Raw genomic sequence first — 25,485 nt, 5'->3', positions numbered from 1 at the left:
CGGCATCAAAATTATTTCTTTTCTCGGTCAGTGAGGACACTGACCGTGGCGTGGGCCGTGGTTTGTGTCCTCACAAACCACTAGTAATTACGCATTTTAATAAAATTGATTCCGGTTCATTATCAGCCGGTTTTGAAGAGGCTTAGCAGGCGCTCGGTTTTAAAATTTATTGCTGCGGTTTCCAACAGCTGGTAAAGGGCTTCTGTTTCCTCCGGACTAAGGATGATGCCATAGCCTTCCATGGGTGTGGGAATATAGATGCTCTTCCGGTGCGTGCCCGGGGTGGGCGGGTTGTACTCCCGGCTCTCTTTTACCAGGGTATGAAATACGAGCAGGTCCCGGGCCGTCATGGTTAGTAAGGTTGTTTTAAAAGCCAGCTGAAAAAGCCGGCAATCATTACAAACGATAAGGTATCCGTCGGCTGTATAATAAAGTGTTTTAAAGTTGCACATGGCCTTTTCTTTCAAAAATAACCGCTACATATGAGGGCTGCTTTTCAAAAGCCGGAAAAGAAATTACGCGATCCGGAAAAAGAAAACGCCCCCTGCTACAGCGGGGGGCGCACTTACTAACCTGTCTATATTCAAAAAATCATCCCTGCATTTCTTTGATCTTTTCACGGATCTGTGTTTCCACTTCGGCAGCCATTTCGGGGTTATCCAGCAACAGCGCTTTTACTGCATCGCGTCCCTGCCCCAGTTTGTCGTTGTTATAGCTGTACCAGGAGCCACTTTTCTGTAAGATACCCAGTTCCACACCCATATCGATGATCTCGCCGGTTTTGGAGATCCCTTCGCCGAAGATGATATCAAACTCGGCCGCGCGGAAGGGCGGCGCCACCTTATTTTTCACCACTTTTACTTTTACCCGGTTCCCTATTGCTGCATCGCCATCCTTGATCTGGGCAGAGCGGCGGATATCCAGTCTTACAGAAGCATAGAATTTTAAGGCATTACCTCCGGTAGTGGTTTCCGGGTTGCCAAACATTACCCCGATCTTTTCACGCAGCTGGTTGATGAAAATACAAATGGTATTTGTTTTGGAAATGGTTGCGGTAAGCTTCCGCAGTGCCTGGCTCATGAGGCGGGCATGTAATCCCATTTTGCTATCGCCCATTTCACCTTCCAGCTCACTTTTGGGTACCAGCGCAGCTACAGAATCGATCACCACCACATCCAGCGCGCCGGAAAGGATCAGCCGGTCGGCTATCTCCAGGGCCTGTTCCCCGTAATCAGGCTGCGAGATCAGGAGATTGTCTACGTTCACTCCCAGTTTTTTTGCATAGCTGCTGTCAAAAGCATGCTCGGCATCAATAATGGCGCACATGCCGCCTTTTTTCTGGGCTTCGGCAATTACATGGGTGGCTATGGTTGTTTTACCGGAAGATTCCGGTCCGTAAATTTCAATGATGCGGCCACGGGGTAATCCGCCGATCCCAAGGGCTGTATCCAACCCGATAGAGCCGGTGGAGACCACTTCCTGTGTCACTTCGGCTTTTTCATTCATCAGCATCACACTGCCCTTTCCATAGTCCTTATCAATTTTATCCATGGTAAGACGCAGTGCTTTCAGCTTTTCGCTGTTCATGTCTATTTCTGTTGTTTTATCTGTTTTTGCCATAACCAAAATTACAATTTACCGTTGTCCGTTCGGATGAATTTATCAACAACACAAAGCTAATAAATTTAGTAATACACAACTAATGTTTTTGGATTTATTTTTGAAGTAAGCCGCTGAGGCGCAGAAGCACGGATTTTTTGATGCGCAGCAAAAGCCTTTAAGGGGCTTTGGGCTTCATCGGCTTTTAGTCCGGAACACTCACAGCGTCCGGGCGTTTCAGTGGCTGTTAACCCGCCACCATATTGGCAATCAGCAGCCCCGCCAGTCCGGCCGCCAGTCCGAAATAGACCTCCCTGGCCGTGTGGTCCGAAAGCAGGAGCCGCGCCGTACAAACCAGCCCGGCAATGAGAAGAGCAATGATGATATAGATCCCCATGCCCTGGCCGTATTCGAAACCCAGCAGGCATAGAAAAGACACGGCTGTGCCCAGGGCGATGCTATGCATGCTTACTTTCATATATATATTAAGCAGCAGGCCAATGGAGGACGCCATAAAGACGCCCATGGCAAAAATGACCATTTCCCGGGGCATCCCTTCCAGGCCACGCCACACATACCAGATCCAGAAATACCAGATATTGCAGATGATGAACGGTATGATCCGGTCCTTCCGGTCTTTCAGTTTTATAGAGGAGATGAATTTTAAACCCCTTAAAAGGAGTACGGATACCAGGGGGAAAAAGGTATAGTTGACGATACCCTGCAGCAGCACCATCAGCCGCCCGTCTTCCGTAGTGCCATAAAACAGGAAGGGTTCTGTGTACAACAGGAAATAAATAACGTATATCGGAACAAAAATGGGGTGAAATATATAAGAAAGAAGGGTTGCTATGATCCGTTGCGCTTTTGGCTGCCGGTCGATCGTTTCCCGCAATTCATTGTCGCTGTCTAAAACCATTCTGGAATCCATAGTGCAAAGTAACACATTCTGCAGGCGAAAACCGTTTCTTTTCGCATCTTTATGGCCTGATATGAAAATAGTAAAAAAAGTGCTGCGGGGATTCGCCTGGGCAATAGGACTCCTGCTGGTGTTTGTGGGCGGGTATGTATTGGCGGAACGGGTGCTTTCCCGCAGTTCTGTTGCAGAAAAGCAGGATGGCCTGCCCAAAACCGTTACCGCGTTTGTGCTGTCCAATGGTGTGCATACTGATATCGTATTGCCGGTTGCCTCAGTTGAGAAAAACTGGAGCCGGACCTTTCCCTATCAATATACGCTTAGCAGGGATACTGTTTATCAGTGGATGGCTGTTGGCTGGGGCGATAAAGGATTTTACCTGAATACGCCTGAGTGGAAAGATCTTACTTTTAAAACAGCTTTCAGGGCAACCACGGGGCTGGGAGAAACAGCGTTACATGTTACGTATTATAAAGATATTCAGGAAAACGAGCGGTGCCGGAAACTGATCCTTTCCGAGGGACAATACAGGAAACTGGTCCGGTATATAGAGGCATCGCTGGACCGTGATTCACTGGGGAATGCTGTTTATATTGCCACCCATGCACAATACAACAGGGATGACGCCTTTTATGAAGCAAAGGGCGCCTATAGTTTGTTTCACACCTGTAACAGCTGGACAAATGACGGACTGAAGGCAGCAGGATTAAAAGCCTGCAGATGGGCGGCTTTTGACCGGGGGATCCTGCATCAGTACCGGTAAGAGGGCCATATGATGCGGCAGGCGAATAAAAAGTCAAATATTACTCAAATCCATTTGGGAATAAGTTATTAAGCAGTATTAAAAAATGCTCCGTATTAATGATATTTACCTTAGGAAATTCAAGCGTTTTTACGGTTTTAAAATGCCCATCGTTTGTAACAAGGTAGTCTGCATTGCCGGCAACAGCTGTATCAAAAAATTTATCATCATCCGGATCCAGGGGAATGGCCTTCCAGTTATATGAAATGCGCTGGTAAATAACATCCGGAGATTCTTCTAACAGGTTCATTACCAAGTTCGCAACTCCCGGTGCGCTGTAACCCTGAAGAATTTCTTCATATTCGTTTATGATTTCTTCCGAAATGATTAGTTGGTAGGCTCCATTCACAAACGCATCCCAAATGGGCCGGTATCTGCTGCGCTTACCTAGTGCAACCAAAAGAACATTGGAATCCAGCACTATTTTCATCAGGTTTATTTGCGGGGCTTTGAGCGGAAATGTTCCACTCTTAGTTTTTCATAGGTTGCTTCTGTAACATTGTTTTCCTGTTCCCATTCTTCTATAGTGCTGTCAATTTGTTTTGCCAGCAACTTTACAACAAACCGGCGTACCTGGGCAAAATCGGCCTCAGGAAGTGGGTTGGTAAGCAAGCGAAGCATTAATACCTGCTGCTCATTTAAATTTGGATTTTCTAAAGTAACAGACATTCTAATTTAATTTACCGTGTTTTCTGCACTGTTGTTGATTTCAAAGTTAGATAAAATTGAGCGATACCTTTCGTTAAGATTTATTACCGGGGGATTTATTTCCAACGGCTTTGAAGGAACGCTGTTATATTTGTAGCATAAATTTTGTTTACTATTTAAATAAAGCAGTGAAATGATGCAGTTGACTGGCACTTTGGTTCAGGTATTGCCCTTGCAAAGAGGGACGGGAAAGAATGGCGAATGGAAAAAACAGGATATCATCGTGGAAACACAGGCCCAGTATCCTAAAAAAGTTTGTATATCCATTTGGGGGGATAAGATCAACGAGGGCCTTTTGCAGGTTGGAAAAGCGCTGACCATTTCGTTTGATGTGGAAAGCCGGGAGTATAACGGTCGTTGGTACACCGATGTAAAGGCCTGGAAAGTAGAACCGGCGGGTGGTTCCGGAAATGGCAGTGGCAGCCAGTTCACTGATAACAATCCTTCAGATACCTATACTGATCTGAATGACGGGGCCGACGATCTCCCCTTTTAACGGATCACGTATTACGGGCGCAGAACAGATCTTAAGATTCAAAAACGGACAGAAGATATGAAGAAACAATTGCTTTGGTTGGCCGGTGTCGGGTTGGTTTTGGGTAGTATCATCGCCGGATGTAATGGTTGCAAAGGAAAGAGCGGAAAACCCGGATCGGGGGATGAGGACACTACCGGGATAGATATTTCCGAAAGACACGATTCCATGCAGCTGGTAGGCACTGATACCGTTACTTCGTTTCAGGTAACGGAGGCCAATAAGGATAGTGTGCTTACTGCAACCACAAAGGAGATACTGACCCTGTTTAAGAATAAAGAGTATACAAAGCTGGATTCCTTTATTCATCCGGAAGAAGGCATCCGTTTTTCTCCTTATGCCACCGTTGAGCTGGGCACCGACAAGAAATTCACCCGCGAGGCGTTCCGTGAACTGATCACCACAAACAGGAATAAGAAAGTAAACTGGGGTGCGTATGACGGCAGCGGAAATCCCATTGTTCTTTCTCCCGCGGAGTATTTTGGAAAATTTGTATATGACGGCAATTTTCTCAATGCTAAACAGGCCGGGGTAAATACGATATATGGAAAAGGGAATTCCATCAACAATCTAAAGACCGCTTATCCGGGCGCTGAATTTACGGAGAATCACCTGGATGGTACGAAGAAATACGGCGGTATGGACTGGAAATCGGTACGCCTGGTGTATAAACTGGAAAACGGCCGGTATTACCTGATTGCTATCGTACATGATCAGTGGACGATTTAACCCTTCCTGATTAAACATAGTAGTAGAGAAAAGCGCTTTACGGATGAAACAGTTTGATCCTTTTATGGATAGTGTGCATTCTCTACAGTTTGATGTTATCGTTATCGGCTCCGGGGTTGGGGGCCTGACTGCTGCTGCTCTTTTGAGCAGAACGGGGATTCGTGTGGCAGTGCTGGAGAAAGAACCCCGTGTTGGAGGATACCTTGCAGGCTTTAAGCGCAAAGGGTTCCGCTTTGATACGGCCATTCACTGGCTCAATCAGTGTTCTGCAACGGGAAGCGTTTCCAAAGTATTTGATTTTATCGGGAAGGATCCGCCCTCGTTTAAATGCCTGGAAAAAATCCAGCGCTACAAAAGCGAATCAATCGACTTTCTGCTTACCAACAATCCGGATGAATTTAAAAACCTGCTGATCAAAACCTACCCGGACGATAAGCAAGGCATTATCCGGTTTTTTCAGAAAGCAAAAAAGATTGGCGCTTCGTTCAATAATTTTAAGACGGTATTGCTGGCAGCGGAAACAATGAACCTGTTATCCAGGATCAAAAATATCCTGGGCCTGCTCCGGTTTGGCCTGCCGTTCATCCCGTTTATCCCCTACAGTGGGAAAAGAATGGAAAAAGGACTGAATAAGTTTTTTTCCAATAAAAAGATCCATGATGTCTTTTCTTCAGAAACAGATCTCTTGTCCTGTCTTGTTCCCATCGGCTGGGCCTATTACAACGATTATCAAACACCACCGCCCGGGGGCGGGCAGGTAATCCCGCAATGGCTGGCAAGCGTCATCAAACAACATGGGAATCCGCTTTTTTTAAATACCATAGTAAAAAGGATCGTTATTGAAAACGGGATCGTGAAAGGCGTGGAGGCCAGTTGTAAAGGAAAAGAGCTGTTGTTTAAGGCAAAATATGTAATTGCCGCCTGCGACCTTGACACTGTTTACAGCAAATTGTTACCGGAAGGCGTTATCAGCAAAAAAATGATCAACCGGTTAAATACCGCAGAGATTTACGCGTCTTCGTTTACACTAAGCATCGCGTTGAATTGTAGTGCCGCATCCCTGGGTTTTGGAGAGGAGATGGTTCATCTGTTTAAGGATGGCATTAGCAAGGATCTGCACAATAGCGGCGATCCTGATTTTTCTGCGCTCAGCATCCTGGCCCCTTCCCATAAGGACCATTCGCTGGCTCCGGAGGGAAAAGGGACCCTGGTGGTGTTTATGCCGGCCTACATGCATCAATATGATCAATGGCACACCGGGGCCGGTATAAAACGCGGCGAGGAATACGTGGAGCTTAAGAACCGGATCGCTGAAAAACTGATCGAACGCCTTGAATTGGTTTACCCGGGATTGGCAGCACAAATACTTTTTTATGAGGCGGCAACACCGGTTACCCACTGGCGCTATACCGGCAATAAAAACGGAACCATGATGGGCACCAAACCCAACAAGAGCAATATGCGGTCAGGGGTGGCCCGTTATAAAACACCGGTAAAAAACCTGCTGATCGGCGGCCACTGGGCCGAACTGGGCGGAGGGGTTCCTATTGCGGTAAAAGCAGGAACCAATGCCGCGTTGATCGTTCTTAAAGAGCAATTGCCGGTTGCCTGCCAAAAAATTATCGGGTATTTTAACGCAAAACTTACACTTGATGAAATGAACCGGGCCCCGGAGTTTAAAGGCCCCGGGCAGGATCTTAAAGTTGATACATCAGGGTAACTATGTTCCGGGGCTTTTTGAGGGTACGATTATTTACAGTAAACCCAACCCGGAAATAGTCTGCCTCATCCTATAGTCAGGTGAGGCGGAATATCTTTTTGACAGGGCAAAAGATATATTATTGTTTGTAAACCGCTCCGCCGGAAGGTTTTATGCGGGCCGTTTTTGTGTTGCCGGCAAATGTGCCATATTATACCAGCTCCTTTCTCAGTCTGGCCACCGGAATATTCAGTTGCTCGCGGTATTTGGCTACTGTGCGGCGGGCAATATTGTATCCTTTTTCCTGTAACAGCTCAGTAAGCTTTTCATCGCTGTAGGGGTGCTTTTTGCTTTCGTTCTCAATAAGGTCGGTGAGTATCTTTTTCACTTCACGGGTAGAAACTTCCTCCCCGCTGTCGGTACTCAGCGATTCGCTGAAGAAGAATTTTAACCGGTAGGTGCCAAACTCTGTTTGAACAAATTTGCTGTTGGCCACACGGCTGACGGTCGAAATATCCAGGTTGGTCTTTTCTGCAATGTCTTTGAGGATCATCGGGCGCAATGTGGTTTCATCACCGGTCAGGAAAAATTCTTCCTGGTGGTCCATGATGGCAGACATCGTATCCAGCAGTGTATGCTGGCGCTGGCGGATAGCGTCGATGAACCATTTGGCCGCATCGATCTTTTGCTTAATGAACAGCACGGCTTCCTTTTGCTGTTTGTCTTTTTTAGAACCACGATCGTACTCTTTCATCATGTCGCGGTAACCTTCGCTGATGCGCAGTTCCGGTGCGTTGCGGCTGTTGAGGGTCAGCTCCAGTTTCCCGTTATTGTTCAGTATGAAAAAGTCGGGAACCACATAGCTTTCTGCCTTGTTTACAGCACCAATATTGCCGCCCGGCTTGGGATTCAGCTTTACGATCTGTTGCATTACGTCCTTCAGCTCCTCCTCCGTCAAACCCAAACCACGCTGTATCTTTTCGTAATGTTTTTTTGTAAACTCGTCAAAGTATTTTTCAATGGCCAGGATCGCTTTATCGACATCCTTGCCTTCCAGTTTCTGGCGCCTTAGCTGCAGCAGCAGGCATTCGGTCAGGTCCCGGGCGCCTACTCCCGGAGGGTCAAATTGCTGGATCTTCTGGATAATGCTCTCAACTTCCTCCACCGTGGTTTCTATATTCTGACGAAAAGCGAGATCGTCTACCAGCGCAGGGGTATCCCGCCGCAGGTACCCGTCCTCATCGATACTGCCAATGATATGCTGCGCTATCTGGTGTTCTTTATCAGAAAGGGAAAGCAGTCCCAGCTGGTTTTCGAGGGTATCGTAAAAGCTGGTCTCTGTTTTTATGGGCAATTGCCGGTTCTCGTCGTCGCCGTAATGATCTTCCCGGGTTTTATAATCGGCTATGTCATCATCTCCTTCGTGTACATAATCGCTTACGTCAATCGTGTCGTAGTCCTCCTGTCCATGCTCGCTGTCGTCCAGTGAGTCCGATCCATCTGTAAATTCATCCTTTAGCTCCCCGTCATCACTGTGCTTGCCTTCATCCAGCTCAAGGGCCGGGTTTTCTTCCATTTCCTCCTTGATCCGCTCTTCCAGGTTGGCTGTAGGTACCTGTAACAATTTCATCAATTGAATCTGTTGGGGAGATAGCTTTTGTAAAAGCTTTTGTTGTAATGATTGTCCTAAAGCCATGTCTAAAAAAATCTGGGTGCGTCTCAAAAATCGAGCCGTAAATTACAAATATATCGTTTTGAATAGCAATAAAACGGTCCTTTGCTGTGATTTCACCCAAAATTAACGAATAAATATTTGATTTATAAGGGTGTGTACTGAATAATATTTACGGAACATAAAAAAAAATGGCATATGTATCAACTAATTTAAAAACGACACCTCATTTTTAGAAATTATTTAAAAACGATCCGGCTCCTGATTTTTCTAACGATTGTTAGGAAATGGCTACATTTGTAATTCCAATTTTTAAAAACAATTAACAGTCCGGATCATATTGAAGCCGAATGGCCACAACTGCAGGAGCGGATCGCCGGGGGCGATGAAGTGGCATTTACCCGTTTATACAGCCTGTTTTATAAACGGTTATACCATTTTTCGCTGTCCCTGGTAAGGCTTCCTGATACTGCCCAGGAAGTGGTGGAAGATGTTTTTACAAAACTCTGGGTGAACCGTTCCCGGCTGGCAACCATTGTAAACCCATCCGTGTATTTATATGTAGCTGTAAAGAATCAGTCACTTAACCGCCTGTCGGCTAAGGCACAGGAGTGGATGGTTTCCGGGCTGGATGAAACCACCACCTCGGTTGCTGCTATTGGCAGTGACCCGCACTCCCGGCTGGTAACGGCAGAAATGCTTAACCGGGTCAACCAGGCAATAGAGCAGCTGCCGTCCCGCTGCAAAATGATCTTTAGGCTGGTACGGGAAGATGGGCTTCGTTATAAAGAAGTGGCCGAAATTCTAAATATCTCGGTCAATACGATTGACGTGCAGATGGCCATTGCAGTACGGCGCATCAGTGAATCGTTGGGTATCTCCAAAAATATCCACCAAAAGACCTTTGTGAAAAAAAAATAAAAAATCCGGATTTTCTTTAGTAGATCGTTAAGGGGTTCCTGTCCTTATAAGTATATGGGCAATGAGTTGCCGGTTATACATGAGAAATGATGATTTCATATGGAATCTGATGGCGCGTGCGGTCTACGGAGAAGCATCTGCGTCCGAAAGACAGGCGTTGCAGGAGTACCTCGCAAAAAGTCCGGATTTACAACAACAATATGAGTTGTTGTATCAGCTGCTGAAGCGAACTGAGAGCAGCAGTCCTGCCTTGCAGGATGATTATACGGAACAGGTACAGCTACTTCTGACAAAAACGGAATCCCCCATTTTGCCTCAGGCTGTAAAGAAGGTCCGCCGGCGGTTGTTCTATTACGGAGCCGCTGCTGCTGCAGTGTTCGCTGTGGCGTACTGGGGCTTTACACAATTGTATGCTCCTGCCGGCAGGCTGCCGCTGGAGGGCATTTACAGGCTGGCACTGGATGCTCCTAAAGGAGCCCGGAAGCAATTACTGTTGCCGGATGGCAGCAAGGTCTGGCTGAATGGGGGATCCCGCCTGTTTTACGTAACGGATTTTAAAGGACGCTCCCGGGAAGTAAAGCTGGAAGGTGAAGCCTTTTTTGATGTAGCGCACGCAACTGCGGAAGGAGGGGGCCTGCGTCCGTTTATAGTTCACGCGGGTAATATCGACATAAAGGTGCTGGGAACGGCATTCAATGTAAAAGCATATGCCAATGACCCCGCAACTACTGCCGTACTATACCGTGGTCTGATCAGCGTTACCAAGCACGATGGGGAGAAGAACTTTCAGCCCGTGTTGCTTTATCCAAACCAGAAACTGGTGATCCCGAACATCCTCGTTGCTGCATCTTCAGCAGTTGGTGGTCTTCGCGAAGCTATTAAAATCGAAGCTATCGATAGCACAAAAGCCATTGCGGCACGTGTGGAAACGGCCTGGATGTATAACCGGTTGGAGTTCCGGGGGGATGATTTTGTAACACTGGCCCATAAAATGGAAACCTGGTACAACATAAATATTCATTTTACGGATGAACGGGTAAAGGAGCTGAGTTTTAACGGTTCTTTTGAAAAGGAAACCCTGGTACAGGCCCTGGAAGCGCTGAAGCTTGCTAATTCCTTTGAATACAGGGTCGAACATAATGAAGTATTGATCAGTTCATCCCGGTAACATGGCGGCACCGGCTTAAAGAAACGGTGCGGCCGGGCCATATAAAGATGCGTTAACTTTACATGAAGCTATATAACGAATGCTTTATGTGATATTGTTTAAATATGCAATATTTATCACATGAGATGCTTAACTAAGGGGACCTTGTCTCCACAAACAAAAAAAGTACTACTTGCTATGAAATTGACGATGCTGTTTTTGCTGTTCTTTACGTTTCATATTCATGCCAGCGGTTTCGGGCAGCAGCGCATCAATTTAAGAGTGAAGAAAACGGAGCTGGCAGAAGTGCTTCGGTCTATTGAGGAGAAGACCTCCTACCGGTTCCTGTATAACAATGAACTGCCCGCCCTCAGGTCTAAAGTAACCCTCAATGCAAAAGCGGCAACAATTGAAGAAGTGCTGCCTGTGCTGCTTTTTTATACGGACATGACGTTTCATGAAATGGCGAATAACCTTATCGTTATCAAACCTGATCCACTGGTCAAAAAAGACATCTCGGTTACCGGTACGGTTACAGATAGCTCAGGAGCTCCTTTATCAGGCGTGTCGGTACAGGTAAAAGGATCCACTATTGGCACAGCCACCAACGCAGAGGGGAACTTTACTCTTGCTGTACCGGAGGCTAATAGCATACTTGTATTTTCTGCGGTAGGGTATGAAGAACAGGAGTACCCGCTGAACGGCAGCACGCATATAACCCTTTCATTAAAAGCGTCACAGCAGGTGATGGACCAGGTAGTGGTGATCGGGTATGGAACGGCCAGTAAGAGGGATCTTACAGGGTCTATAGCCCGGGTTGATGCCAAAGAAATTGCAGACAGGCCATCAGCCAATCCTTTGAACCTGCTGCAGGGAAAGGTATCCGGTGTATCAGTAGTGACGTCCGGCAGACCAGGATCGGAACCCGATATCAGGATCCGGGGAACAAACAGTATTAATGGTGTTAAGCCCGTTTATATAGTGGACGGAATTTTAAATGATAATATCAATTTTTTAAACCCGGCGGATATTGAATCCATAGAGGTTTTAAAAGACGGATCTTCCTTGGCCATCTTCGGGGTAAGAGGGGCAAATGGTGCCATTGCCATTACCACTAAAAAAGCTAAAGCAGGGCAGTTACTGGTAAACTTTAATACCTCTTTTGGTATAAAAGATGTTCAGCGGAGAATTAAAGTTACCGATGGACCTACCTTTCTTACACTATACCAGGAGCAAATGGCTAATATGGGAACATCCTATAGCAATCCCGCTTATACAGCAAATACGGACTGGCAGGACGTTATCTTTCAAAAAGCCAAAATAAACTATGATAACATCAGCATTACCAGCGGCACTGAAAAAAATAAGTTTTACCTGGGCCTGGGTTATATGACGGAAGAAGGAGTGATAAAAAATGAAGCGTATAAAAAGTATACTATTAATTTCAGCGATGAACTGAAAGTTTCAAAGAACCTGAAGTTTGGGGCCAATTTCAGTGGCTACTATGCAGAACCGACGTTTGGGCGTGATGTTGCTTCGGCCGTGATTGCAGCCCCCATTGCCCCGGTATATGCGCCTGATGGTTCGGGCCTTTTGCATAGTCTTCCGTCCTTTCAGCGGGCGCAGGTCAATAACCCCCTTGTGTCAATCGATCTGCTCAATGGAACAAGGATCAATAAAGAGTACCGCGTGGTAGGTAGTGTATTTGGAGAACTGAACTTTTTGAAGAATTTTACTTTCAGAACACAATTGTTTGCCGACTATGGCTTTAACAGCGGCAGGGGCTATAGCCCGATCATTACCGTTTACAATCCTGATATAGCAGGTGCCAGTAAAATTGATTCACTTGTAAGAAAGACTTCGGTTAATCAGAGTCAAAACCGGTACCCTAAAACGCAAATGGATTATTTGCTGACCTATAAGAAAAAAATAGATAAACATGACCTGACGGTGTTGGGGGGTATTACCACCTATTATTCAGGTTACGAAGGTGTTTCTTCGTCTCTACAACAGGGTACGGCGAGTATTATTCCAAACGATCCCCGGTTTTGGTATGTAGATGCGGTGGGGGACCAGGCAACCAAACAGGGCTCGGGCAGCGCCTGGGAAGATGCCTCGATATCCTACCTGGGCAGGGTGCTCTACAATTTTGACAGGAAGTATCTTGTTAATGCATCGTTCCGTCGGGACGGTAGCAGTCAGTTCTATAAAATCGGGAACCAATGGAAAAATTTTGGTGCCGTGGGTCTGGCATGGGTTGCCAGTAACGAAGACTTCTTGAAGGGGGTTAGTGATATCAGCAATCTTAAGATCAAAGGGTCCTGGGCCGTGCTGGGTAGTAAAAATATCCCGGAGGCCTACCGCTATCCCGCATACCCGGTTTTAACAAATGCAGAAGCCGGTGTTTTCGGCGAAAATGTTGTGAATGCGCTGCAGCCTTCATATATGACTTCCAACGATCTGAACTGGGAAACAGTAAGGACCACGGAGGCCGGTTTTGAATTAGGCCTGTTCCGGAACAAGCTGAATTTCGAGGTGGTTTATTACAGCAAAAAAACAGAAGATGTCATTACATTAGTGAACCAGGGAGCCGGTTTACTTCCACTGCTGGCCAATTTAGGAACGATACAGAATTCGGGTTTCGAGTTCTCTTCCTCCTGGAACAAGCAAATTGGCGAAGATATTACCCTTTCTCTGAATGCTAATTTTACCACGGTCAAAAACAAAGTATTAAAGCTGAACCTGGAAGGATTCGATATTATTAACGGACCTGCCCGGACCACAGCAGGTTATCCCATCGGATATTTTTATGGTTATCAGCATGACGGTATTTATCAATCCTTTGCTGATATACTTGCCAGCCCCAACAGTACCATTGGTGCGGTGCAGCCCGGGGATATTAAGTATAAAGATGTGGATGGCGATGGAGCCATTACTACCAAGGACCGGACCATCATCGGCAACCCGACCCCTGATTTTACCTATGGCGGTGGTGCTAATCTTTCTTATAAAGGATTGGATTTTGGTGTTGATTTCCAGGGCGTATATGGCAACGAAATTTACCGGACCTGGAACCAGGGCACTTTTGCTGACTTTAACTACCAGGTAAACCGGGTTGACCGGTGGAGAGGTGCAGGCACTTCCAACTGGGAGCCGATCCTGCATTCCGGCAGGGCCAATAATTATCAGAACTCAAGTTACTGGATCGAGGATGGCAGTTTCTTCCGAATAAGAAATGTGCAACTAGGCTATCGGTTTCATACAGACCTGCTCAGCCGGATCAGGGTCAAATCGCTGCGTGTTTACCTGAACGCCCAGAACCTCGCCACTTTTGCGAATAATACCGGGTATACCCCGGAGATCGGCGGTTCGGCAACCAGCTTTGGTGTAGACAATGGGACCTACCCGGTTCCGGCGATATATACCATCGGTCTTAATCTTAACTTCTAAATATTATTTTTTATGAGCAATAAACTGGTTTATAAAACTTATTACATACTGCTCTTTGTACTGGCAGCAGGAGCCTTTGTCTCCTGCCAGAAAAACTTTTTGGACCGGAAGCCGTTGGGCAGATATACAGAAGAGGATGTGTCCATTGGGGCGCTTGACAGTAAAGTTTTTGGCATGTATGCGCTATTAAGACGGGCCGGGTTTAATCAAAATACCTATCTCGCTATACAGAGCTTCAGGGCGGATGAAGCACAGAAGGGCAGCGCTGCCAGCGATGGGGCTGCCTATGCTTTAATGTACGACGATTTTCAATATGTGGCGAATAACGGGGCCCTGCAAACGTATTGGACAGACCACTATGCCGCAATTTTAGCGGCCAATAAGATCATCGAAGATGTAGATTCTGTGGGCGCTGCTGCGGATCCTGCTACGTTGATCAACCGGGCAGAGGCACAATTTATCCGCGCATTTTGTTATTTTGATCTTGTCCGGACCTTTGGCCGGGTGCCAAAAATAGACTTTACCGGTACGGCTGCCGAGCTGAATATCCCTAAAGTTGCAAATGCAGATGAGCTGTTTACGCTGATAGATGCAGACCTGAATAATGCAGTAAATATATTGCCGGTAGATTGGGAGCCCAAATACATTGGGAGGCTTACAAAAGGAGCTGCGCTTGGTTTGCAAACCCGGACCCTGATGTGGCGTAGTAACTGGGCGGCAGCGCTTGCCAGCGCCAAGGCATTAATGGGACTGAATAAATATCAACTTGTTTTAAATACTCCGGCAACCAATAATAATGGTTACCGGTACCAGTTTACCAAGGAGGGAGAGAATGGTTCTGAATCCCTGTTTGAGATCCAGGCTTATTATGTACCTACCAATGACCAGGGTATAGAATATGCTTTGCCACAGGGTGTAAGGGGCGCGGGCAGCTGGAACCTGGGCTGGGGATGGAATACGCCAACCAGTGTATTGGAGAATGAATTCGAGGCCGGTGATCCGAGAAAAGCTGCCACACTTTTATACTCCGGCCAGGCAGATCCGTACTATGGAGCAGTGCTGCCGCCTTATCCCGGCACCATAGCGCAGCCTTACTGGAATATGAAGGTGTATACCAATCCTGCGGACAGGATCACATTGAACAATACTTTTGGTAAGTGGATGAACCATCGTATCATCAGGTACGCTGATATTTTGCTGCTTGCTGCCGAGGCTGCAAACGAACTGGGTGGCGCTCAGAATACAACAGATGCCTTAACGTATCTCGAAATGGTGAGGGCCCGGGCCAGGGGCAGCAATGCGGCTATTTTGCCAAAGGTTATAACCACAGACCAGGCCCAGCTTCGCGATGCCATAAGACATGAGCGTATGGTAGAGCTGGGCATGGAAGAGCAGCGCTTTTATGATATTGTAAGATGGAAAATCGATGTCATTGTTTTGCCGGCTGCCGGCAAAAGTAATTACCAGGTAAAGCACCGGCTATTGCCATTACCCCAGGGGGAAATAGATAAGTCTGGTGGCGTGTTGATCCAAAACCCTGATTACTAATTCCAAAATTGTTTAAAATGAAGAAAATACTCTATAATTTATCAGGCTTTCTGATGTTTTCAATTGCTTTTACTGCCTGTCAAAAAATGGATCGTCCGGCTTTGGGTAATTATCCAAAAGATGCCAATGAGCCGGGAGGTCCGTTGAAATTTTATGCAGCTTTTGACGGAACCTCTAACAACCCTCAAAGGAATGCAGTGGATAGTGTCAGGGCCAATTTCCCTTCGGATAACCCGTTAGCGCCGGCAGATGGGATAAGCGGGAAAGCAGTTCAGGGGCAAAAGTATAAATACATCAAATATTCAACTGCCAATGACTTTGCGGCTACAGCGGGAAGTTTTACCGTAGCTTTCTGGCAAAAGAGAGGATTGATGAAAACGGAGCATATTTTTAGCATGCCTTCAACGGGCAATGGGAGTATGTTTTTGTTGGAGGAGGGGTCTGTAGCCACACCTGTAGCCAAGCTGTATGTAAAAGATGCAACAGCTGAAAAATGGTTCGAATGGTCGGGCGCGAACGCTGTAACGGGGCTCTATGATGATCAATGGCATCACCTGGCATTTGTGTATGACGGGAGCAGCTCTAAAATGACGCTGTATAAAGATGGTGTTGCGCACTCCTTTGTGTCTGAATGGACCGGGCACGGCAATGTAAAGCTGGAGGCTTCCAAAATAACGGCTTTAAAAGTTGGCGCAGGGCCACTGGAATTTACACAGGCTCAAATCGACGCCGGTGCCGATGACTGGCTTAGAAATTCATGGACAGGGGGAATTGATCAGTTTCGATTATATAATACAGCATTGGGTGCGGGAGAAATCAAAGCATTGTTCACCGGTAAGAAATAACTTTTAACGCCTAGCTTTAACAGGGCAGTGGATGAGGCGGCCCTTTTTATCAATAATAATGTCAGGTAAATTAAACCCGGGGCTTGTATTTACGGTGCTATTGGTACTTTGTTTTTCCTGTGGCAGTAAAAAGGATATTGTTCCTCCGGCAATTGATATAAAAAAGAACCCGTCATTAAACAATATGATGCTTAACGGGGCTATTTTTAATACATCAGTTGTTAACGTATCTGCTATTCCGCAATTCAGACTTGTGTTTTCTCAACCTATTAAAGCCGCTTCTTTAACTGCCATTTCGCTGAGCGATGATCGCGATACGAAGATCCCGGTAGCAACGCTGTTATCCGATAATGACTCCGTAGTTTTGGTGCAACCGGCGCAGCGCCTGTCGTATCTTACAAAATATACGTTTTCAGTAAGTACGGCACTGCAATCAGCTTCAGGAGGAAGCCTTCAAAGCCCCATTAATGGCAGCTTTGTTACCACCCTTGATTCTTCACGCAAGTTCCCGGTTATTGCAAACAACGCTTTATTGGATACTATTCAGAAAAGGACGTTCAACTATTTCTGGGATTTTGCCCACCCCGTTTCGGGTATGATCCGTGAAGGTTCGAAACATCCTTCAAATATTGTAACAACAGGCGGTACCGGCTTTGGGATCATGGCATTGCTGGTTGGTATCGAACGGGGGTTTATAACACGGACTGAGGGGCTGCAACGGATAGAAAAAATAACAGACTTTTTAGAAAACAAAGTGCAAACTTTTCACGGGGCCTTTCCCCACTGGCTCGATGGCACATCCGGCAACGTAATACCGTTTAGCCAAAACGACAACGGTGCCGATCTTGTGGAAACCGCATTCCTGGTTCAGGGACTTATTAGTGCCCGGCAGTACTTTTCAGGGGGAGGGGAAGAAGTGCTGTTAAGAACAGCGATCAACGCAATCGCTGACAGCGTGGAGTGGAACTGGTTCCGGCAAAACAACCAGCAGGTATTGTACTGGCATTGGAGTGCAGATAAAGGCTGGGCTATGAATTTAAAGATACGGGGATGGAACGAAAGCCTGGTGACCTATGTGCTTGCTGCGGGCTCAAAAGAGCATGCCATTACCCGGCAGGTTTACGATGAGGGCTGGGCCGGGAGCGGCACCATGAAAAACGGTCAATCCTTTTATAATATCCGCTTACCACTGGGACCGGATTACGGCGGTCCGCTGTTCTTTGAGCATTACTCATTTATGGGGATCAACCCCAATGGCTTAAGCGATGCATATGCCAGTTATGAAGAACAAGCAAAGAACCACAGTTTGATCAACTATCATTATTGCAGCACCAATCCCAAAAATTATTTTGGTTACAGTGATTCTGTGTGGGGGCTGACTGCCAGCAATATAAAAAATGGGTATGCAGCGGCTTCACCCACGAATGACCAGGGGTTTATTGCCCCCACTGCCGCCATCGCCTCCCTGCCCTACACACCGGCAGAGTCTATGGCAGCACTTCAATTTTATTATTACGTGCTGGGTGATAAGCTGTGGAAAGAGTATGGATTTGTAGATGCTTTTTCGCTGGATGTGCTGAAGAATAATGGCGCCTGGTTCGATGATGCGTTCCTGGCCATAGATCAGGGGCCCATTATTGTAATGATCGAGAATTACCGTACAAAGCTGTTGTGGAACCTGTTTATGAGCGCTCCGGAAGTGCAGAATGGGTTAACAAAGCTGGGATTTGCGGGTTTCTGATCTCCCGTGCCATCCCCGGGCTTGAGCCTGCCGAAGGAAGCTCTTTGAAAGATCTATTTCCTGTAATGAAAGCGACATTGAAGAATGTGCAGGCGCTTATCTTTAACTGCATACAGAAGACGGTGTTCCTGATCAATTCTTCTGCTCCAAAAGCCGGTATAATCACCTTTAAGCATTTCCGGTTTTCCGATTCCCGAAAAGGGCGTTCTCGTTGCATCTTTTATCAGAGCGTTGATACGCTTTATTATTTGTCTATCTGTCTCTAACCAATAGAGATAATCCTCCCATGCTTCAGGTTCAAAAACAATGGGCATCATGGTTCAATCAGCCTTTGCTCTTTGCCGCTGTTATTTTTAAAGCTTTTTATAGCGGAATCCAGGCGATCTTTGTTTGCTTTGGTACTGGTCAGGTATTCCGTTTCATCATAACTGTTAAAATCGTCCAGCGAGATCATTACCACGGTTTTGCCACTGCCCGTTACGATCAGCGTATCATTATTATCATATACATTGTCGATATAGGATTTGAGATTTTTCCTGAACTCAGAAATATTTGTTACTAACATGGTACAATAATTTGTACAAAATTATGTACTTTTTTTGTTAAAAACAACGTGAAAAAAGGATTAGCCGTTATGGTTGCATCTTGCTGGCGCTTATGGGGTTTAGACGAAAAAGTGACTTTTTGCAGCCGGGATGGTAAAAAATATAGATTGTTTTGTAAGTTGGGGATGGTGATGGTCCGGAAGTATAATTTTTTAAAGAATAGTTGAAACTATGCATACAACAAGTTTGCGAACGCTGTTTTTTGCAGCCCTCTTATGTGCCGGCGGCACGGTAACAGCCCAGAAGCCGGCGTCCGTATCAAAATCCGGCATTCCTTACACCTTAAAGATTGATAAGGATATCTCCGATTCTGCGCTGGTGGATCTTGTTCAGAGACAGACCCTGCGTTATTTCTGGGATTTTGCGCACCCGGTAAGCGGTATGGCCCGGGAGCGGAGTAACCGTTCGTTCGATTATGGACAGGAAGTGGTCACCACCGGGGGCACGGGATTTGGAGTGATGGCGATCGTGGCCGGTGTAAACCGGGGATGGATCGAACGGGATACCGCCGCCCGGTTCCTGCTGAAGATGGTGAAATGGCTGTTGAAGGCAGATGCTTATCATGGTGTATTCCCACACTGGTATAACGGGGCTACCGGTAAAACCATCCCCTTCAGCAGGAAGGATGACGGGGCCGATCTTGTGGAGTCTTCCTTTTTGCTGCAGGGACTCCTCTGCGTACGGCAGTATTTTAACAAAGATCTTCCTGTAGAAAGAGAATTGCGCGGCCGGATCAACGGGCTGTGGAATGATGTGGAATGGGATTGGTTCACCCGGGGAGGACAGGAAGTATTATACTGGCACTGGAGCCCGAACAACGGTTGGGCCATGAATTTTCCTTTACGAGGGTTTAATGAATGCCTGATCACCTATGTGCTGGCTGCTTCCGCAGAGCGCTACCCGGTAAGCCGCAAAGTATATGACCGTGGCTGGGCGCAAAGCAACTTCTTCAGGAACGGAAAACAGTTCTACAATTATATCCTCCCGTTAGGGTTTGACTATGGCGGCCCGCTGTTCTTTTCGCATTATTCCTTCCTCGGATTGAGCCCCAAAGGATTAAAAGATCAATATGCAGATTACTGGACGCAGAATCAGCACCACACACTTATTAATTACGCGTATTGTGTAGACAACCCCAGGGCATTTAAAAATTATGGCGAGAACTGCTGGGGCCTCACTGCCAGCGACGACCCCGGGGGATATGATGCCCATCAGCCCACAAATGATAATGGAACCATTACACCCACTGCCGCGCTGTCGGCATTTCCGTATACGCCACAGCAATCGATGAAGGCTCTGCGGTATTTTTACGGAACGCTGGGGGATAAAATATGGACGGAATACGGGTTTACGGATGCCTTTAATGAAACAAAGAACTGGTATGCAAAAAGTCACCTGGCCATTGACCAGGGGCCCATCGTGGTGATGATCGAAAATTACCGTACCGGTTTGCTCTGGAATCTTTTTATGAGTTGCCCGGAAGTACAAAACGGGTTAAAGAAACTGGGTTTTACAAGTACCTACCTGCCATAAGCATGACAAAACAAGCGGCCCTTTCGTACATGGAGAATGATGCATTGCTGGAACTGGTGCAGCGGCAGACCTTTTCCTATTTCTGGGACTTTGCCCATCCCGCTTGCGGCCTGCCTAAAGAAAGGGATCATGAGCACTATAAAGAGGTAATAACGACAGGTGGTTCCGGGTTTGGAGTAATGACGCTCATTGTAGCGGTGGAGCGGAAGTGGATCAACAGGGCGCAGGCGGTAATGCGCCTTTCGAAGATCGTTGCTTTTTTAGCTAAGGCAGAGAAACATCATGGTGCTTTTGCGCACTGGCTCAACGGGCGTACCGGCAAAACCATCCCGTTTGCAAAAAAAGATGATGGTGCAGACCTGGTGGAAACAGCCTTTTTGTTCCAGGGATTGCTGACGGTGCGGCAATATTTTAACCGCAGGAATAAGGAAGAGCAAAGCATACGGAACACCATTACTAAACTCTGGCAGGAGGTGGAGTGGAGCTGGTTTACAAGGGGCCGGGATGCGCTGTACTGGCATTGGAGCCCCAGGCATCGCTGGGCGATGAATTTACGGATAGAAGGCTACAATGAAGCCCTGATTACCTATGTGCTGGCAGCCGCAGCTCCCGAACATTCCATTTCGAAGCAGCTATATGAAACCGGTTGGGCGCGGAGCGGTGCCATGAAGAACGGGAAGCGTTTTTATAATACGGTTCTGCCGCTGGGGCCGGACCTGGGCGGGCCGTTGTTCTTTGCTCATTATAGTTTTACAGGGCTGGACCCCCGGGGGTTAAAAGATGCTTTTGCCAATTATGAAAGGCAGAACAAGGCCCACGCAACCATCAACTACCGGTATTGTGTGCACAATCCTAAAAAGTTTAAAAATTATGGACGCCATTCCTGGGGACTGTCGGCCTGCGATTACAAAAGAAGGTACCGGGAGCACTCTCCCATAAAGGATAACGGAACTATCTGTTGTGCAGCGGCCCTTTCGAGTATCGCTTATACACCCAAAGAATCGATGGCAGCCCTGCGCTATTTTTATGAGCAACTGGGAAACAGGATCTGGGGGAAGTGCGGATTTTCGGAAAGCTATAATGAAACAAGGAAATGGTATGCCACCTCCCACCTGGCGATTAACCAGGGTGCTACGATCCTGATGATCGAGAACTACCGCACCGGCTTGTTGTGGAAATGGTTTATGAAGGATAAGGATGTACAGCGCGGGTTAAAAAAACTGGGTTTTAAAAGCCCCTGGTTAAAGTAAGATATGTGTAAATGAGGGGCTGTAAGAGGAAGGCGGGCTACTCAGGCCCGTGGTAAGGAAATGAGTTGAGGCATGGATGTTGCACTGGCAAGGTAGTTTATCAGGTCTGCAGCAGTTTAGTAAATTTGGGAAAAAATAATAGAACATGAAAAGGATTTGTTTGTTTTTTGTAGGATTATCGTTGTGTGTAACGGGCGTGCTGGCGCAAACACCGCCGTTTTATAAGGACATACAGCAGTTTAAGGAGCTGGACCGGCAGCAGCCCCCGCCTAAGAAGGCAATACTGTTTATCGGGAGCTCATCGTTTACCAAATGGAAAGATGTAAGCGATTATTTTCCGGGGTATACGATCATCAATCGTGGTTTTGGCGGTTCCACCCTGAAGGACCTGATCTATTATTTTAACGACCTGGTGCCCGTTTACCATCCAAGGCAGATCGTGATCTATTGCGGAGAGAATGACCTGGCCAATGATGCCACGCCGGCAGACAGCGCCATAAGCCGCTTTAAACAGTTGTATAGCCTTATCCGGGGATACAATAAAAAAGTACCGGTTGCCTTTATATCCATAAAACCGAGCCCGGTTCGTGCCAGGTACCTTCCGAAGGTCAGGGATGCCAATGCCGCCATAAAAACATTTATAGCAAGGCAGAAAAATACGCGTTACATTGATGTGTTTCCTGCCATGCTGGGCGAAAACGGGCGACCCATATCCGGTATTTTTCTTGGTGACAGTCTGCATATGAACGCGGGTGGGTACCAGATCTGGCAAAAGATCATGCGGCCCTACCTTAAGAAATAAAAAATCTGGAATCATGATAACAAGAAATGAAACCAACAGGAAAAGATACCGGCAGGTTACACTGCTGTTCCTGCTTCTTACCGTTGCTTTTTCCGGGGCATATGCACAGGTGCGTGGTGTAAAGCCCGGTAACGGGATGGATGCGTTTATCACCACGCTGATGAGCAAGATGACTCTTGAAGAAAAGATCGGCCAGCTGAATTTGCCCAGTGCAGGTGAATTTACAACCGGTACGGCCACCAACTCGGACATCGGTAAAAATGTGAAGGAAGGCCGTGTGGGCGGGCTGTTCAACATCAAAGGGGTAGAGAAAATAAAAGCTATCCAGAAAGTGGCGGTGGAGGAAAGCCGCATGAAGATCCCGATGCTGTTTGGTATGGACGTGATCCATGGCTATGAGACCACTTTCCCGGTCCCCCTGGGGCTTTCCTGTACCTGGGATATGAAAGCCATTGAGCAGTCGGCCCGGATCGCAGCCACGGAAGCCAGCGCAGATGGCATTTCCTGGACCTTTAGCCCCATGGTAGATATAGCCCGAGATCCCCGCTGGGGCAGGGTATCGGAGGGAAACGGCGAAGATCCCTACCTGGGTTCGCAGATCGCCCGGGCTATGGTAAAAGGCTACCAGGGCGATTTTTCGCAAAACTCCAATATCATGGCCTGTGTAAAACACTATGCCCTCTACGGTGCGGGGGAAGGGGGCCGGGATTATAATACGGTAGACATGAGCCATCTCCGGATGTACAATGAATATTTTCCTCCTTATAAAGCAGCCGTGGATGCCGGTGTGGGCAGTGTAATGGCCTCCTTTAACGTGGTGGATGGCATCCCGGCAACCGGCAACCGCTGGCTGCTGACCGATGTGTTGCGGAAACAATGGGGCTTCAATGGTTTTGTGGTAACGGATTATACCGGCATCAATGAAATGATCGACCATGGTATGGGCGACCTGCAGGCGGTGTCGGCCCTGGCGTTAAAAGCGGGTGTTGATATGGACATGGTGGGAGAAGGATTCTTAAAAACGTTGAAGCAATCGCTGGAAGAAAAAAAGATCACATTGGCGGAGATCAATGCCGCCTGCCGCAATGTGCTGGCAGCAAAGTATAAATTAGGCCTGTTTACGGATCCGTACAGGTATTGTAATGCGGAACGTGCAAAAACGGAGATCTATACACCGGAGCATCGTAAAACCGCCCGGCGGATTGCCGCGGAGAGTTTTGTGCTTTTAAAAAATGACAAGGGGGCACTGCCGTTAAAAAAATCGGGCAGGATCGCATTGGTGGGCCCGTTGGCCGATGCTGCCAATAATATGGCCGGAACCTGGAGCGTGGCTACTGTGCAGGACCGCTCTGTTTCCGTATTAAAGGGTTTAAGAGACGTATTGGGCAACAACGCGGTAGTGTCATATGCGAAGGGGTGCAACCTTACCGGTGATGCGGCGCTGGAAGAGCGGGCCACCCTATTTGGAAAAACGCTGAATCGAGAAAGAGATATGCGTACGCCCGAGGCAATGAAAGAAGAAGCGCTGAAGATCGCAAATGCGTCGGATGTGATCGTTGCGGCCATGGGAGAGTCTGCCGAGTTCAGCGGGGAAAGCGCCAGCCGTACCGACCTGGATATCCCGAAGGTACAGCAGGATCTTTTAAAGGCATTACTGAAAACCGGTAAACCGGTAGTGCTGGTATTGTTTACCGGCCGGCCGCTCACATTGAACTGGGAGCAGCAGAAGCTCCCTGCTATTTTAAATGTATGGTTTGGTGGTTCGGAGGCGGGTGCCGCCATTGCGGATGTGTTGTTCGGGGATGTAAACCCTTCCGGAAAGCTGACCATGTCGTTCCCGCAAAACGTAGGACAGGTTCCCCTGTACTATGCACACCTGAACACCGGCCGTCCGCTGCCGGATGGTAAATGGTTCCAGAAATTCCGTTCCAATTACCTGGATGTATCCAACGACCCCCTTTACCCGTTTGGCTACGGGCTCAGCTATACAACTTTTACCTATGGTGACGTAACATTAAGCAGTAAGTCTCCAAGGGGTAACCAGACCTTAAAGGCCTCCATCTCCCTTACCAATAGTGGCAAATACGATGGTGCGGAGGTAGTACAGCTCTACATCCGCGACCTCGTGGGCTCGGTAAGCCGGCCGGTAAAAGAGCTCAAAGGCTTTCAGAAGGTATGGCTGAAAGCCGGGGAATCAAAGACCATCAGTTTTGATATTACCACGGAGGACCTGAAATTTTACAACAGCCGGCTGAAATATGACTGGGAGCCGGGTGCATTCGAGATCATGATCGGCGCTAATTCCAGGGATGTAAAAAAAGAACTGGTGAACTGGGAGCGATGAAATAGTTGCCTACGGTCAGCCATCAGTTTTCAGCTATCAGCAGCGTAGGCATCGGGTATCCGGATGCCTCAATAAATGATAGCAGAAGTTCAAAATGCCGGGTGATGTGAAAAGTGGTGCGGAGCAGGAAAATGAATTGCTGCTTCTTAGCCATGAACAATTTTAGAGATAATAAAAACCAGCGCGATCAATACGGGGATACCAATAAGCAATGCTAAAATAACACGCATGGCTTTGGTGGCAGCCACTACGCCCACCTGGTTTAAGGCCGTTGCCGGCTGCAAATGGAGCAGGCTGGCCTCCGGACATTTTCTTTTCAGCTCGGTTAGCAACCTGTCAAAAGCTGCATCACTGCTGTTTACAAATACCCTTTTGGTTTTTACTTTTCTGCCTTCGTGGTAGGAAAAAATAAATTCTGAATTATACGATTGATCACCGGCTGAACGGAATGTTTGAAGTTGCTGAACTCCGGTAACGGGCACCAGGCAAAAGTTTTTTATTGCTGAAAGAGGAAGGCGAATGATCTGCAGCTTATCCAGAGCGCCTTTCCCTTTTGTTTCAACAATCAACCGGTCCTCGCTTAAAACAAAGCTTACCGTAGCGGTGGTATGCTCCAGGGAGTAAATTACAGGGGTCATT

The 25,485-nt window shown here is 47.2% G+C and carries 23 protein-coding genes; 14 read left to right on the top strand and 9 right to left on the bottom strand.

The window, feature by feature from the left end; genetic code table 11:
- Positions 1-122: 122 nt before the first annotated feature.
- The 3 genes from BLS44_RS25065 to BLS44_RS25055 form a co-directional block, all read right to left on the bottom strand.
- On the bottom strand, positions 123-452 hold the full coding sequence (locus BLS44_RS25065) for a DUF6686 family protein (RefSeq protein ID WP_090393506.1): 330 nt from the start codon (positions 450-452) through the stop codon (positions 123-125).
- 139 nt (positions 453-591) lie between these two features.
- On the bottom strand, positions 592-1,620 hold the full coding sequence (gene recA / locus BLS44_RS25060; RefSeq protein ID WP_090393505.1) for a recombinase RecA: 1,029 nt from the start codon (positions 1,618-1,620) through the stop codon (positions 592-594).
- A 226-nt stretch (positions 1,621-1,846) separates the two neighbouring features.
- On the bottom strand, positions 1,847-2,530 hold the full coding sequence (locus BLS44_RS25055; RefSeq protein ID WP_090393504.1) for a hypothetical protein: 684 nt from the start codon (positions 2,528-2,530) through the stop codon (positions 1,847-1,849).
- A 61-nt stretch (positions 2,531-2,591) separates the two neighbouring features.
- On the opposite strand from BLS44_RS25055, the gene BLS44_RS25050 reads away from it, so the two are divergent.
- Positions 2,592-3,278, top strand: a complete 687-nt coding sequence (locus BLS44_RS25050) for a TIGR02117 family protein (protein WP_090393503.1) — start codon at positions 2,592-2,594, stop codon at positions 3,276-3,278.
- Between the two features lie 40 nt (positions 3,279-3,318).
- On the opposite strand, the gene BLS44_RS25045 is transcribed toward BLS44_RS25050, so the two are convergent.
- Together BLS44_RS25045 and BLS44_RS25040 are read right to left on the bottom strand one after the other, a co-directional pair.
- Positions 3,319-3,747, bottom strand: a complete 429-nt coding sequence (locus tag BLS44_RS25045) for a putative toxin-antitoxin system toxin component, PIN family (protein WP_090393502.1) — start codon at positions 3,745-3,747, stop codon at positions 3,319-3,321.
- A gap of 5 nt (positions 3,748-3,752) precedes the next feature.
- Entirely contained in the window at positions 3,753-3,986 is a 234-nt protein-coding gene (locus BLS44_RS25040; protein ID WP_090393501.1) for a hypothetical protein, read from the bottom strand.
- Between the two features lie 172 nt (positions 3,987-4,158).
- Between BLS44_RS25040 and BLS44_RS25035 the strand changes: the two genes are divergently transcribed.
- The 3 genes from BLS44_RS25035 to BLS44_RS25025 are packed head-to-tail and all read left to right on the top strand — an operon-like array spanning position 4,159 to position 7,009.
- Positions 4,159-4,521, top strand: coding sequence for a DUF3127 domain-containing protein (locus BLS44_RS25035; RefSeq protein WP_090393500.1), 363 nt, complete (start codon positions 4,159-4,161; stop codon positions 4,519-4,521).
- 57 nt (positions 4,522-4,578) lie between these two features.
- A complete protein-coding gene (locus BLS44_RS25030; RefSeq protein WP_245729428.1) occupies positions 4,579-5,289 on the top strand; it encodes a hypothetical protein in 711 nt (236 codons plus the stop codon).
- Positions 5,290-5,332: 43 nt separating this feature from the next.
- Positions 5,333-7,009: a phytoene desaturase family protein gene (locus BLS44_RS25025; RefSeq protein WP_090393499.1), complete on the top strand. Its 1,677-nt coding sequence runs from the start codon at positions 5,333-5,335 to the stop codon at positions 7,007-7,009.
- Between the two features lie 190 nt (positions 7,010-7,199).
- On the opposite strand, the gene rpoN is transcribed toward BLS44_RS25025, so the two are convergent.
- Entirely contained in the window at positions 7,200-8,684 is a 1,485-nt protein-coding gene (gene rpoN / locus BLS44_RS25020) for an RNA polymerase factor sigma-54 (protein WP_090393498.1), read from the bottom strand.
- A gap of 366 nt (positions 8,685-9,050) precedes the next feature.
- Between rpoN and BLS44_RS25015 the strand changes: the two genes are divergently transcribed.
- From BLS44_RS25015 to BLS44_RS24990, 6 genes are all read left to right on the top strand, one after another.
- A complete protein-coding gene (locus BLS44_RS25015) occupies positions 9,051-9,581 on the top strand; it encodes an RNA polymerase sigma-70 factor (RefSeq protein WP_090393497.1) in 531 nt (176 codons plus the stop codon).
- A 79-nt stretch (positions 9,582-9,660) separates the two neighbouring features.
- On the top strand, positions 9,661-10,749 hold the full coding sequence (locus BLS44_RS25010; RefSeq protein ID WP_090393496.1) for a FecR family protein: 1,089 nt from the start codon (positions 9,661-9,663) through the stop codon (positions 10,747-10,749).
- A 177-nt stretch (positions 10,750-10,926) separates the two neighbouring features.
- Entirely contained in the window at positions 10,927-14,178 is a 3,252-nt protein-coding gene (locus BLS44_RS25005) for a SusC/RagA family TonB-linked outer membrane protein (RefSeq protein ID WP_090393495.1), read from the top strand.
- A gap of 12 nt (positions 14,179-14,190) precedes the next feature.
- A complete protein-coding gene (locus BLS44_RS25000) occupies positions 14,191-15,726 on the top strand; it encodes a RagB/SusD family nutrient uptake outer membrane protein (RefSeq protein WP_090393494.1) in 1,536 nt (511 codons plus the stop codon).
- 17 nt (positions 15,727-15,743) lie between these two features.
- Positions 15,744-16,571, top strand: coding sequence for a LamG domain-containing protein (locus tag BLS44_RS24995; RefSeq protein WP_090393493.1), 828 nt, complete (start codon positions 15,744-15,746; stop codon positions 16,569-16,571).
- A gap of 58 nt (positions 16,572-16,629) precedes the next feature.
- Positions 16,630-18,312, top strand: coding sequence for a glucoamylase family protein (locus BLS44_RS24990; protein WP_090393492.1), 1,683 nt, complete (start codon positions 16,630-16,632; stop codon positions 18,310-18,312).
- Positions 18,313-18,365: 53 nt separating this feature from the next.
- Here BLS44_RS24990 and BLS44_RS24985 read toward each other — a convergent pair whose 3' ends face one another.
- Both BLS44_RS24985 and BLS44_RS24980 read right to left on the bottom strand, forming a co-directional pair.
- Positions 18,366-18,629, bottom strand: coding sequence for a Txe/YoeB family addiction module toxin (locus BLS44_RS24985; RefSeq protein ID WP_317039754.1), 264 nt, complete (start codon positions 18,627-18,629; stop codon positions 18,366-18,368).
- Complete coding sequence (locus BLS44_RS24980) at positions 18,626-18,877, bottom strand: type II toxin-antitoxin system Phd/YefM family antitoxin (RefSeq protein WP_090393491.1); 252 nt, start codon at positions 18,875-18,877, stop codon at positions 18,626-18,628. Before BLS44_RS24980 ends, BLS44_RS24985 begins: the two co-directional genes overlap by 4 nt.
- Before the next feature lie 211 nt (positions 18,878-19,088).
- Here BLS44_RS24980 and BLS44_RS24975 point away from each other — a divergent pair, with 211 nt between their 5' ends.
- The 4 genes from BLS44_RS24975 to bglX all read left to right on the top strand — a co-directional run bounded on the left by BLS44_RS24975 (position 19,089) and on the right by bglX (position 24,846).
- The gene (locus BLS44_RS24975) at positions 19,089-20,450 is read left to right on the top strand and encodes a glucoamylase family protein (RefSeq protein ID WP_245729424.1); all 1,362 of its coding nucleotides are present in this window, start codon (positions 19,089-19,091) and stop codon (positions 20,448-20,450) included.
- A gap of 2 nt (positions 20,451-20,452) precedes the next feature.
- A complete protein-coding gene (locus BLS44_RS24970) occupies positions 20,453-21,700 on the top strand; it encodes a glucoamylase family protein (protein ID WP_090393490.1) in 1,248 nt (415 codons plus the stop codon).
- Between the two features lie 145 nt (positions 21,701-21,845).
- Positions 21,846-22,502 carry a GDSL-type esterase/lipase family protein gene (locus BLS44_RS24965; protein ID WP_090393489.1) on the top strand — a complete coding sequence of 219 codons (657 nt, stop codon included), beginning with the start codon at positions 21,846-21,848 and terminating at the stop codon, positions 22,500-22,502.
- 13 nt (positions 22,503-22,515) lie between these two features.
- Entirely contained in the window at positions 22,516-24,846 is a 2,331-nt protein-coding gene (gene bglX / locus BLS44_RS24960) for a beta-glucosidase BglX (RefSeq protein ID WP_090393488.1), read from the top strand.
- A 146-nt stretch (positions 24,847-24,992) separates the two neighbouring features.
- Here bglX and BLS44_RS24955 read toward each other — a convergent pair whose 3' ends face one another.
- Positions 24,993-25,484, bottom strand: a complete 492-nt coding sequence (locus BLS44_RS24955) for a hypothetical protein (RefSeq protein WP_090393487.1) — start codon at positions 25,482-25,484, stop codon at positions 24,993-24,995.
- Position 25,485 lies beyond the last annotated feature (1 nt).

The organism is Niabella drilacis, assembly GCF_900101395.1.
Classification (GTDB): Bacteria; Bacteroidota; Bacteroidia; order Chitinophagales; family Chitinophagaceae; genus Niabella; species Niabella drilacis.
The sequence above is the reverse complement of the archived record's forward strand: the minus strand, read 5'-3'. Positions and strand labels throughout refer to the sequence as shown.